The 11,536-nt window shown below is 32.1% G+C and carries 8 protein-coding genes and 4 pseudogenes; 8 read left to right on the top strand and 4 right to left on the bottom strand.

Annotated elements, in window-relative coordinates:
* Window positions 1-151: 151 nt before the first annotated feature.
* Complete coding sequence (locus tag AC1DMU_RS06740; protein ID WP_088063580.1) at window positions 152-1,318, bottom strand: S-layer homology domain-containing protein; 1,167 nt, start codon at window positions 1,316-1,318, stop codon at window positions 152-154.
* A 922-nt stretch (window positions 1,319-2,240) separates the two neighbouring features.
* Between AC1DMU_RS06740 and AC1DMU_RS06735 the strand changes: the two genes are divergently transcribed.
* Together AC1DMU_RS06735 and AC1DMU_RS06730 are read left to right on the top strand one after the other, a co-directional pair.
* On the top strand, window positions 2,241-2,504 hold the full coding sequence (locus AC1DMU_RS06735) for a hypothetical protein (protein ID WP_000807636.1): 264 nt from the start codon (window positions 2,241-2,243) through the stop codon (window positions 2,502-2,504).
* Window positions 2,505-2,763: 259 nt separating this feature from the next.
* A complete protein-coding gene (locus AC1DMU_RS06730; RefSeq protein WP_179196842.1) occupies window positions 2,764-3,792 on the top strand; it encodes a hypothetical protein in 1,029 nt (342 codons plus the stop codon).
* 297 nt (window positions 3,793-4,089) lie between these two features.
* Here AC1DMU_RS06730 and AC1DMU_RS06725 read toward each other — a convergent pair.
* Both AC1DMU_RS06725 and AC1DMU_RS06720 read right to left on the bottom strand, forming a co-directional pair.
* Window positions 4,090-4,554, bottom strand: a pseudogene (locus tag AC1DMU_RS06725) (restriction endonuclease).
* 36 nt (window positions 4,555-4,590) lie between these two features.
* Window positions 4,591-4,791, bottom strand: a complete 201-nt coding sequence (locus AC1DMU_RS06720; protein WP_000445877.1) for a helix-turn-helix domain-containing protein — start codon at window positions 4,789-4,791, stop codon at window positions 4,591-4,593.
* A 139-nt stretch (window positions 4,792-4,930) separates the two neighbouring features.
* Between AC1DMU_RS06720 and AC1DMU_RS06715 the strand changes: the two genes are divergently transcribed.
* The 4 genes and pseudogenes from AC1DMU_RS06715 to AC1DMU_RS06700 all read left to right on the top strand — a co-directional run.
* Window positions 4,931-5,233: a hypothetical protein gene (locus AC1DMU_RS06715; protein ID WP_088122225.1), complete on the top strand. Its 303-nt coding sequence runs from the start codon at window positions 4,931-4,933 to the stop codon at window positions 5,231-5,233.
* Window positions 5,230-5,412, top strand: a complete 183-nt coding sequence (locus tag AC1DMU_RS06710) for a hypothetical protein (RefSeq protein WP_061674231.1) — start codon at window positions 5,230-5,232, stop codon at window positions 5,410-5,412. The genes AC1DMU_RS06715 and AC1DMU_RS06710 overlap by 4 nt, the downstream gene beginning before the upstream one ends.
* A 118-nt stretch (window positions 5,413-5,530) precedes the next feature.
* A pseudogene (locus AC1DMU_RS06705) lies at window positions 5,531-6,722 on the top strand (FtsK/SpoIIIE domain-containing protein).
* Between the two features lie 109 nt (window positions 6,723-6,831).
* A pseudogene (locus AC1DMU_RS06700) lies at window positions 6,832-7,170 on the top strand (replication-relaxation family protein); the annotation flags it as partial.
* Between the two features lie 501 nt (window positions 7,171-7,671).
* Here AC1DMU_RS06700 and AC1DMU_RS06695 read toward each other — a convergent pair.
* Window positions 7,672-8,172: a YxiF family protein gene (locus AC1DMU_RS06695; RefSeq protein ID WP_088063582.1), complete on the bottom strand. Its 501-nt coding sequence runs from the start codon at window positions 8,170-8,172 to the stop codon at window positions 7,672-7,674.
* A gap of 376 nt (window positions 8,173-8,548) precedes the next feature.
* On the opposite strand from AC1DMU_RS06695, the pseudogene AC1DMU_RS06690 reads away from it, so the two are divergent.
* A pseudogene (locus AC1DMU_RS06690) lies at window positions 8,549-8,803 on the top strand (thiaminase II/PqqC family protein); the annotation flags it as partial.
* A 297-nt stretch (window positions 8,804-9,100) separates the two neighbouring features.
* The gene (locus tag AC1DMU_RS06685) at window positions 9,101-11,488 is read left to right on the top strand and encodes an RNaseH domain-containing protein (protein ID WP_215559074.1); all 2,388 of its coding nucleotides are present in this window, start codon (window positions 9,101-9,103) and stop codon (window positions 11,486-11,488) included.
* The last annotated feature ends 48 nt before the right edge of the window (window positions 11,489-11,536 follow it).

Raw genomic sequence — 11,536 nt, 5'->3', positions numbered from 1 at the left:
AAACTACCCGTTCAATAATGTATTAAATATTTCTGTTTAGCTACTTGTTACTTTATCGGATGGATAGATGTGCATAAGTGATACTATGAATATCTAAAGTGAATTAAAAAAACAAGGTTTCCAATGAAAACCTTGTTTTTTTATCTATTAATTATTTTCTTTTAACATTTATGTATATTCTTTCATAACCATTTGATGCAAGCATTGTGCCTAACTCCATTTTGTAGTTACCCTTATCTAAGTATGCGTGATAATCTCGCTCCCCTGAATTTTTGAAAGGTAATGCAACAATATCGTTAATTTCTTTATCTAGATTTAAATCTGAATTTATTAAGGTAATCCAATTTTTTGCTAACTCTACAGTAGCTTTATCAATTATAAATGTAATCATGAAATCATTTTCATTCTCACCTACTAAATAGAGTTGCCCTTGTCCATAATCATAAATCTTTCCTAAATTAGGATTAGAGGAAAGTAATTCTACCCTTTCACCATCGCCCATCTGGCCGCCGCTGATATATACGCTTTCGTATTTGAAATCTTCATTATAATTATTGTTTATTTTAGTTATTAGATTTTGAGCTTCTTTAGATACAGAATTTATTAGCAACGGTGAACTGTTTGTCCAGCTACTACTGTCGTAATGAAATTCACTTGTAATCATAGAGCTAGGGAGATCAAACGGTGGTAATTCAGGTTTTGCTTCTACAAAATTAATTGCATTATATAGAAACTGTGCATATTGTTCACGAGTTACAATTTTTTTAGGTTCAAACATATTATTTCCTGTTCCAACTACAATTTTATTTTCTTGAAGTGCACTGATTGCGTCAGTAGCCCAATAATTTTTTTCAACATCTTCAAATGTAGTTATAGATGATGTTCTTAATCTGAAAGCCTTTTTTAATACAGCAGCCAACTGTTCACGAGTTAAAGTATCATCTGGGCCAAATTTACCATTACCATATCCATTCATAATTCCAGCTTTAGCAATCGCTAAAATTTCTTTTTCAAACATAGTACCTTTTACATCATTGAATGGATTTTTGAAAGGAGGGTCAGTAGGATCAGTCACTGGTTGCATATAAGTATATAACAATCTAGCAACTTGACCTCGTGTGATGGGATCACCAAAACCAAATATACCATTTCCATAACCAGCAAAGATCTGTTTCTCTTTTAAATCCATAATTGCATTATAAGACCAATGATCTGAAGGAACATCGCGAAATCCAGTCTCAGCTTGTGCATTTGTTAAAGAGGTAAACGTTGATGTAGCAAGAACAGCGCCTGCTATAATAATTTGTTTGAATTTCATTAGTGAGCTCCTTTTAATTAATTTTTTACAAATTAATTACTTATTTCATTAATAAATATAAATATAGCAATTAATATTATATTTATATTTGCAAATTAAATCAATATTTAGTGATAATTGGATATTTAGATAGATTACAAATAAATTTCGATTACTATCCATAACTACTAGGAAAGGCATACTATGTAAGTTTGATTAAATGCAGAAACTTGAATGAAGTCCGTATCTGCATTACGAAATAAAGGGCCGGATGTATACGTTTGATAGCGAGGTTCGCATTGACAATCACAGTCGCATTTTTTACGCTTCTTCCGGTAGCACTTATGTGAACGGTCGTAATTATAGCATGTACTAAAAAGCACGAACCTCCTTTTAATTTATATTTACTAATTTGTTGAATCTAAATTCTGTATTTAAATCAAAGGCACCTGTATAATACACTGTTTCTATGATGAAAGATTGGAATTCACAATTGATGCAAAAATAAATGGCTGGACACAATATAAAGTACATAATAGCAAAGATCAAATATTTTATATTATAGCAAACTCAGAGTTAGTTACTGTCAAGAAAAGAGAAATTCACTTTTATAAGGAAGAACGTTATTGTTTTCAATTCTATTATCTAATTTAATAAATAAAAAGTTATCGTAATCTTTGGTATGTTAAGTATCGAGGTTTTCACAGATAATGCCCCTGAATATATTATTTGAATTTTCTGAAAATATAGGGAGACGTTTGAATTTATATTATTAGTGAGCAAGTCTAAGCAAATTGCAAGAATAAACATAATCTATCTTATAAAGTAGTGAGGCAGTACTAAAAAGATGAGATTTACTTTACTAGTTTTTTTATAGTATGTAGGTTGGATTCCAAAAGACTTCTTCACTACTTTATAAATTTTAAAGGAAAGGATGATATAAATGGCAGAACATCGTGAAGATGAAATCCGTACTTTGTTACGCGCATTTCAATTAGTAGGAGCGAGGGTTGTATTATTTTTGCCTTCATTTCACGTAGAAGGTCTTATTACTCGAATCGGAGAAACCTTTGTTACACTTCGTCGTGGTAATGGAGAGGGCGTAGAAGTTGAAAGTAATGATAATGGAAATGCACTTGAAAATCCTAACCAAATTAGTGTCAAAATTAGTGATATTTTATCAGTTAGTGATGATCGAGGAGAGTAATTAGCAAGGTGAAAAAATGCACTAGGTATTGTATTCCTAGTGCATTTTTTAATGTTATATAAAATTCAAATAAACAAAAAATGTATCAAGTATGGAATTTGAAATTAATTACATACAAGCCTCTTGATAGGACTCTTATCGTAATTTATAAAAAAAGTTTGAAAAATATAAGTTATATCTATATTTTAGGTAATTGTACTATCACTTTTATACAAGTCATGTTTACAATATAATACAAACCTTTATAGGAGGGGATTATGTGTGTAAGTTCTGTTCAAATCAAGACAATACCAAATCTAAATTCAGATTATTCGATATAAAACCTATTCCGTTTTTTATTCCATCAAAATCTTTTGCATATTCATCAGGACCTCAAGAAACACCTGATATCTCAACACAAACGATTAGACCTCAAGAAACACCTGATACCTCAACACAAACAATCAGATCTCAAGAAACACTTGATACCTCAACACAAACAACTAGACCTCAAGAAACACCTGATACCTCAACACAAACAATCAAATCTCAAGAAACACTTGATACCTCAACACAAACAATCAGATCTCAAGAAACACCTGATACCTCAACACAAACAATCAGATCTCAAGAAACACCTGATACTTCAACACAAACAATCAGACCTCAAGAAACACTTGATACCTTAACACAAACAATCAGATCTCAAGAAACACCTGATACCTCAACACAAACAATCAGACCTCAAGAAACACTTGATACCTCAACACAAACAATCAGATTTCAAGAAACACCTGATATCTCAACACAAACAATTAGACCTCAAGAAACACCTGATACCTCAACACAAACAATCAGATCCAAAAAAAACACTGGTATTTCTGCAAAATCATCAAAAAACCAAAAATCTTCTCGGGTTTTATTAAAATTAAGTGATACTTTTAATACTTCACTAACCTCCAAAAAATTTATACTATCGCAAGATAATTCACAATTATTATTCAATCAAAAAGAATCTTATTACCAAATAGATACATCTAATAATATTGAAAAAATAAAAATTGAAATTAAAAAATTACTATATGATTATCAATTAATTAATTTATACATTGTATTATTTTTAGAAGGTATTCATATCAAAGGCTTTATACTGCATATTAGCGAAGAGCTAGTTACTATTATTGGACCCAACTTAAAAGTAGAAAGTAATTCAGCTGATAACATTATAGAATCACCAAACAGAATTACCATAAAGATTGAAATGATTCAAGCGATTGGTGATGCGGAAACTCCTCTCAAGCTACGATAAATTTGTATATCAATATGGATAGTAGTTATGTATCCATATTGATATACAGCTATCGTGGTAATATGAAATTAATACTTCTTCTTGAGTTTGCATTGAATGTATAAGTTTTCATTTAAGTTGTTTTTGTATATCTTCTGTAACTGTTGGCTTCGGATTTTTATTTAAATCGTTTAGTATTTCACAAATTCCTGCGAACTATTCCGACATACGTTGTGTACGGTAAGTATACATAAGTTCTGTTTAAAGCGTGAGTTAGTAACGAAAAACCACCGTTCAAAAGTATGGGACTTTATATTTTTATGAATTTAGCATGTCGATAAGTGAGTTGCCATCAATTAATTCAATGTTCTTATTTGCTGCATATTGTCTTGCGTTCTTATTGAAATGACTTAGTGTTACGAAATATCCTCCAACAGCATCAGCATCCACAATTGCGCTATGAAGCTTCTGAATAAAGGGTCTTCCAATGGAGTTTTTCGTATAGCGTTTTACCTCGACGAATTTCATTTTATTCTCTTAATAAAGAATGATGTCTTTGCCGCCATCGTTAGAGCCAGAAGTTACTTGAACTTTATAACCAAGAGAACGAAAGACATCAGCTACAAAATATTCAAATTCCCTCGGATCCATTACTTCTAAATTGCTACGAGTTGCACTTCTTTTGATTCGCTCGGTTCTAATTTCTTCAGGTGTTACGTGCGGACTTTTTGTTATTGCACCAATTAGAAAAACAATTACAAGCAATGCTATTGCCCAAATCATGCAATTCACCTCAGTATGAGTATGTCCAAATGATGATTATTCTATTTCTTCATCTTCAATCCAAATTTCTTCTAATTTCATTTCCAATACACGTGCAATGCGATAGGCGACAGGTAAGGTTGGAAGTCCACCTTTTATTAAATTAGTCATTGTGGATGTTGCAATCCCAACTTTTTTAGCAATAAAACTGTATTTAATTCCACGTGCATCCAAAATTTCTTTCAAACGACTTTCCATATCATCACCCTTTTTTAGTTGTCCTACGAATTTTTTCTCGAAGGACAGGCAAAATCCTCCTTTCTAGGTCATATACCTTTATCAAGACCATGAGGAATACCAAGTGGAATCAAGGACATCAAGAAGGGAGAGGACGCATATGCGTTGGCAATTCTCACATTTAAACGAAACGCCTTACCTATATCCATCGAAAGAGTTGAGAAATATGTATTGGGGTTCTAATGGCAAGAAAGAAACAAACGCAATTGTGGATCACATGGAAAGACATGAGGTTTTTAACAATCGTGAATATAAAGGCTATTACCGTTTATCGAACGATATTATGGATGATTTATATGAAGATAAGGATGAAGTGCTTGATTGGGGAGACGTCATTAATGAGTATCAACCGGTTATGATAGCGAAGGGATTACAACTCATTCGAAAAGAGGGATTCAAATGACAATCGTTGGTGAAGCGGTAGTAGTATGGACTGCAACAGGCTTGTCAGTGATTACGATGAAGGTTGCAGAAAAAATGGGGCAGAGTGTTCCACGTTGGCTTCCACGAATGACCATGTACACAACGCTCACAGGCTCGTTCTTGTATCTTCTACGTTATGTTCTTTTCGCGTTTCTATAGGGGAATACCAACGTGGAATTTCAGGACATTTACTGGTCGTTGGCATAAAGCGTGTACGGGAGTATTCCGAAAATAAGGGATATATACCCTAATAAAGGGTATATGGGGAGTGGAGAAAATGATTGAATTATTACTCGTTCCAGCTGCAGGTATAACAGTGGCATTATTCGGTGAAAAGTTCAAAAGTAAAAATGATGATAAGCGAAAAATACAGGTGTTTTTTGAAGTAGCTGGTATTGCGATTAAAAGAAATAATGAAGAAAAATTGCAATATCCAAAGTTCCAAAAACAAATTGATGATGATCGTAGTACTACTTATGTTTACACTTTACCGCTTGGCATGCCCAGTAAAATTATTCAGAAGGTAGAGGATGTGGTAAGCGAGGGACTAAATAAACCAGTACGGATCCAGTACGATAATTATAAATTGAATATTCGTGTATTCCACAGAGAAATACCGAAGAACTGGTCATGGTCAATGGATTTAGTAACGAAAGGAAAATGGCGTATTCCAGTTGGCCAGAGTTTAGAAACAATTGTTTATCACGATTTTGATGAGAGGCCGCATATGGCTATAGGTGGATTAATTCGCATGGGGAAAATTGTCTTTCTTAAAAACATGTTTGCTTCCTTATCGTTAGCGAATCCAAATCATGCTCATTTTTATTTAATTGATTTAAAAGAAGAAGGACTCGAATTTAGCGAATATAAAAAGCTAAAACAAGTTGAAAAAATCGCAGAAACATCAGAGTAAGCACATGGTATGCTGCTAAAAGTAATGGAGAAAATGCATGAGCGTGGGAAGTACATGAAAGAACGTGGCATCAAGAATATTGTTCATACGATAGAAAAAGACCGGTATTTCATTGTAGTAGATGAAGGGGCGGTACTCGCGCCTGCAAAAGGATTACCGAGGGCTCATAATAAAATGCTGGAAGAGTGTCAATACATGCTTAGTCACATTGCGCGTGTTGGAGGAGCACTAGGGTTTCGTATTGTCTTCTGTACGCAATATCCGACAGGAGATACATTGCCAAGGGTAGTAAAACAAATGGCGAATGCGAAACTTGGTTTCCGTTTACCGACTCGTACTGCATCAGAATTTGTTATTGATCAGCCCGGATTAGAACAACTACCATCTATTCCAGGAAGAGCTATATATATGAAGGAAAACTTCACCGTATTGCAAGTGCCGTATATCGATGACAAGGTCATGTGGGAACATCTAAAAGAATATGAGGTGGAAAAACATGAATATCCAGAGTCACATGAAAATCAACCGTCAGATTTGCAATACTTGCGACGATTAGAAAGCTTCAGTTTGCAACAAGGAGACATTTGATGAGTGTGCATGATATGGGCGGTATTCGAAATGCAAACCGTATTATGTGAGATTTAAAACCATACGTAAGTAAAACAATACAAAGGAAGGAATACGTATATTATTTGAACAAAGAAGGGCATGCCATGTTCGGTGATGATGGGAAAGTTGTGTCGAGAGGAAAACTAGCTCATGCACTATTATGGAATGCAGCATGGTTGCATTTATTTTGTCCGGACGATTGGCAGATTGAAACGGATATACGTTATATAAAGAACAAAAAGAAAAAGAAAATAGTTCCTGATGTGAAGTTTCGTGATGAAGAAAGTATACTTCATGCAGTTGAGCTAGATCGTTCGCATGATGATGGTGTAACATGTCTACAATTAATGTTAAATATGAATTATGAGAAAATAAAACAATATGGATCAAGTACAAGTAGGTCATTTGTTCCATTATCGCAGTCTTCCATTTGTCTTGCTGATTGTATTTGCATAACTGGATTTGTATTTGGATTACTAGGTGCAATTACATTAGGGGGATTAGTTTTATCTGTATGTTCAATTACATAAAGGTTGTTATTTGCAAGAAGGGCACTGACATAAGGTGTTCTTTTTTAGTTTTATTGTAAAAGTTAAATACATTACATCATTCTTATCGAAACAAAGGAGTTCAGTCCCTAACGGTGCGCGTCAAGGGGCTGAAATTTGAGAATCCTTCTTTAATAGATAAATATGATTATCAATCTCTCGCATTATAACACTAGGTTAATTAAATTTGAAACTTTTTATCTATCTTCAACGCTATTCTATTTCATTTGAATTAAAGTAGCAGCAGGTATACCAATTCCTTCTAAATGATGATTTTTAGATACAAGCCAATTGTTTTCATCCAATAGGATTGGATTTACATCGTCTGAATGTGGATTGTTTTATAATTTAGATTTTTGTGATTCCCCACATACTGAATTCATAATGATATTCCGTTCTTTCGATACATACGCCGTATTCTAAATCATCACCAACTAATATAAAATCAGCATACCCAGTTAGAAATCTTGATATGGTTGATAATTCTTCTAAATTATCAAATACTTCAGCAATGTTTAGCTTAACTGCTTCAAATTTACCACCCTTAGAGAAAAAGAGTCTCCCTTGATTAACTGGAAATTGAATAGTTTTAGCTGTTTCTTTTAACAGCGCTATTGATAGTCTTCTGTTTTCTTCATAATCAGTGCTACCAAAATTTTTTATGTTTGAATTTTGTTCTAGCGTATTAAATAATTCTTTACAAAATAAATCATTAGATTCTGCATCCATAAATGAGTCCATAGAAATCGTAACAATATTAGTAAGTTCGTCTATCAGTTCTTTTCTACTAGCTTTTCTTTTTGCTTTCATTTTTAGAATTTCGATTCGGCTTTTATTCATATTACTCAAAATTTTTCACACCTTTAGTTTCTTAATGTTTTCCTTTTTTCCAGTGGTCTTCCTTTTTCATCATCTGCAGTATGGAAATGGGAACCCCTTCCCATTTTATCTTCTCTATACTCAATTATATATACTTTTTCATTCTTAATATTAGAGCCCACCTATGTTCACTAGTTCCATCAAAGATTTGTGTAGGTTTGTGGTATGAAGTAGAGTTTGGGATTCCAGCGTTTCGTCTAGCTTTACGATAGCCATTACTAGTTAATAATTTTTCCTGTCTCTCAAGATGAGCTTTATAATTTTCAGTAGCTCTAGCTGTGAAGTGAAAAATAAAGCCATTCTATGGATGGATTTTCTAATGTATACTTACTAATTTGATAAATGTTTAAAAAAGTGTCAGCCAGAAGAGCCAATTTAAAATGATTGGCTTTCTATTTACGGATCTGATTGATTCCGTACATTAGTTGAAGAGCAAATTACATGGTTAGATATTATCGCTGAAAAAGTGACAGAGTCTGACCGCAAGCGAATGAAACAGCATTTTCTTATTAGTAGTCAATATGAATATTCATTTTGGGAGATAGCTTATGCCTTAGAAAAATGGCCAGTGGATACAGAAGTAAAAGATGTAATAGGGTAAAGAAAAGAGGTATTGCTATACATATGTATGGTCAATACCTCTTTTCATACTCTTTTGTAAAATTATTGTAAATCTTAAATGCAATACGCAATTTATATTGTATAATCCTAATGTAATGTATTTAGTATATATAAGGAGGGCTATGTATGATAATTTCTTTTAACTTTTATAAGAGTCATTTCATTAATACGTTAATCGGATAAGTAGTATTTGTTATTCTTTTAAATAATTAGATTATGTGATAATACTTTAGTTTTTTTGTAATCAAGAAAAATGAAGAAAGGAAGTAATCATTCTATGGAAAAATTAAAGTTGTTAACATTTGAAAATATAGTAGAACCTCTTTTAAACGAAAGTGTATCATTTATATATTTTCCTATTGATTGGCTCGATATTGTAGAGATACATTATAAGACGTTTTTATTAACGAGTAAGTTGAAACGATTGAATGAAAGATTATATGATATGTTTTCTGATATATTGTTTATTCAGCATAATCCATATGTATTAAATGAAAATACACCATGGATTGTATCCAAAGAACCTATTAGAAAAGAACAACTTGATTATATTTTCCAAAGTTGGTATGAGGTGATTCATGATTGGAAACCTAATAAATTAATAGAATTGCCAAAATATGAATGGCATTACGATTTAATTTCTAATTTAACAGTACTACATGATAATGAAATATATTCTAAGTGGGTGCCCGCTTTAATTTCACATATTTTTTGTGAACAACCTGTACGATTAGAGAATATCAACGAAGAAGATATATATTTTTCTCCTCTTAGATCACAAAATATTTGTGAGGCAATGTCAGAGCCTATTAAAGATGAAAAAACTCAAGATTATTTCGCCTATGTATATCGGTTTGAATGTATCACGCGCGGAGGCGAAAATATTCCGTTATTAAATGTTTCAATAGGAATTCGGAGGTTTTATCAAGAATATAACCATCCAGATATTCCTTTGCTTTTGAGAAGAAAACGAGGCATGATTTTAATTTCTACTCCAGAATTTGCATCGAATAATAAAAAAGTTCGGTTTGTAAAACTAAAAGTACAGCAAGCTACAAACGGTATAAAGTGGATAAAGATATTTAGAAATTTAAAAGATGATTTTCATATAGGAGGAGAAGTTGAATTAGAGCATATCCTTCAATATCCGAAAGATTATATGCTAGGAGAAAATCTTAGGGTGTTACTTCCATACAATGAGAGAATATATAAAGTTCAAGGTACTAAAATAAAACCTGGTATAAAAGTAAAGGAAAGAGAGTATTTATTTAAAGGGTTTCAGCAAAAATTCACTGATTTCACATTACTACCAGAATGTAAGAAACTAGCAACAAATAATGAAAATGAATTATTCCCTTTAATTGCACCAAAAGGATTAGAGACTATAACGTTAGAAATATGGTCTGAAAAAATATCGTTGGAAGTTGAACAAGCGTTATTTGAAAGTGAAATTTTGTTAGCTCAAATCGGTGAGTCGTTATATGTATTAAATGCAGATTCTCCAGTATTGTTAAAAATAGTAAGATATAATATTGAAAAAGTATTACAAAATCCATATAAAATGCAATATTGCCAGAAATACAAAACAAATTTAGTAGAGGATGTTATGAAAGCGGTTTATGCTACTGCAGGTGAGCGCAATGATGCGACATTGGCGTTAATCGCAATGGAAAATTGTGATGGGCGTGAAAAAATTGATCCAAAGCAAATCGTTAGAGAAGGGTTTGCACGAACTAACCGTATTTCAGCATTTATTAATTTATTTATTGGCCAAAGTGTATCTCGTACAACAATTATTAATTGTATCCTTAGTTTATTAGAACAAAAAGGATTTTTGAAACGTAGTTGGAATAAAATAAATTTACCTTGTACATATGTTAATTTATCAATTGAGCGAATCTCGAAATTTGATTTCTTACCTATTTTTTCACAAATAAAAGGAAAAGAAATTTCATATAAACTATACGGGAATACAGATTGGCAAACGATTGATCATTTGTTATTAAATGTAAATAAACACAACACCTTTTTACCACAACCTTCAAAAAGAAATGATATGGGAATTCAATTTAAACAATTTGTTTCTGAAACATTAACAGAAATTTTACAACATGCAAAAGAGGAAAATGAGCAAGTATATTTTATTATTGATGCGAATTTAAGAAAATATTGGATAAAAGAGTTACAAAATAAAAAAATTGATATAGATATTTTACCGGAGATTGTTCCTGATGCGCTAAAGGTCCCTAATTTAAACATTATAAGAATAAATACATCTTTTGATACACCAAAATACGGTGTGATAGAACGTGATGATGCTCCTAAAGGTACAAGTTTATATGTAGATCAAAAAGGGATGTATTATAGCACTGGCGAATATACGCTAAATGGTAGTGAAACATTGCAGCGATACATACTTGAAATATTAACGCTAGGTGTAAAACCTGTAGAAAGGAATTATATCGCTAAAATGGTACACTATATGTGCTGTAATTCAAGTATGCTTCAGGAAAAAAATATACATATGCCGTATTCTATGCATATGGCGAAAGTAATAAAGAGCTATATGACTGATATAGATGCAAGAGAGTTTAAAGAGTTTGATGATGAATTGGATGTAGATATAATGAAAATAGAAAAGAAAGATTCAATTATTTTGCTTTAAATAATAGTAGACAAATCCTGCTCGTTATATTGATCAGGATTTGTCATT

This window comes from Bacillus sp. 01N45 (genome assembly GCF_056399205.1).
The sequence above is the reverse complement of the archived record's forward strand: the minus strand, read 5'-3'. Positions and strand labels throughout refer to the sequence as shown.

Excerpts from the sequence above, each read along its gene's own strand:
- AC1DMU_RS06740 (WP_088063580.1), bottom strand. The coding sequence starts at position 1,318 with ATGAAATTCAAACAAATTATTATAGCAGGCGCTGTTCTTGCTACATCA.
- AC1DMU_RS06735 (WP_000807636.1), top strand. The coding sequence starts at position 2,241 with ATGGCAGAACATCGTGAAGATGAAATCCGTACTTTGTTACGCGCATTT.
- AC1DMU_RS06720 (WP_000445877.1), bottom strand. The coding sequence starts at position 4,791 with ATGGAAAGTCGTTTGAAAGAAATTTTGGATGCACGTGGAATTAAATAC.
- AC1DMU_RS06715 (WP_088122225.1), top strand. The coding sequence starts at position 4,931 with ATGCGTTGGCAATTCTCACATTTAAACGAAACGCCTTACCTATATCCA.
- AC1DMU_RS06710 (WP_061674231.1), top strand. The coding sequence starts at position 5,230 with ATGACAATCGTTGGTGAAGCGGTAGTAGTATGGACTGCAACAGGCTTG.
- AC1DMU_RS06685 (WP_215559074.1), top strand. The coding sequence starts at position 9,101 with ATGGAAAAATTAAAGTTGTTAACATTTGAAAATATAGTAGAACCTCTT.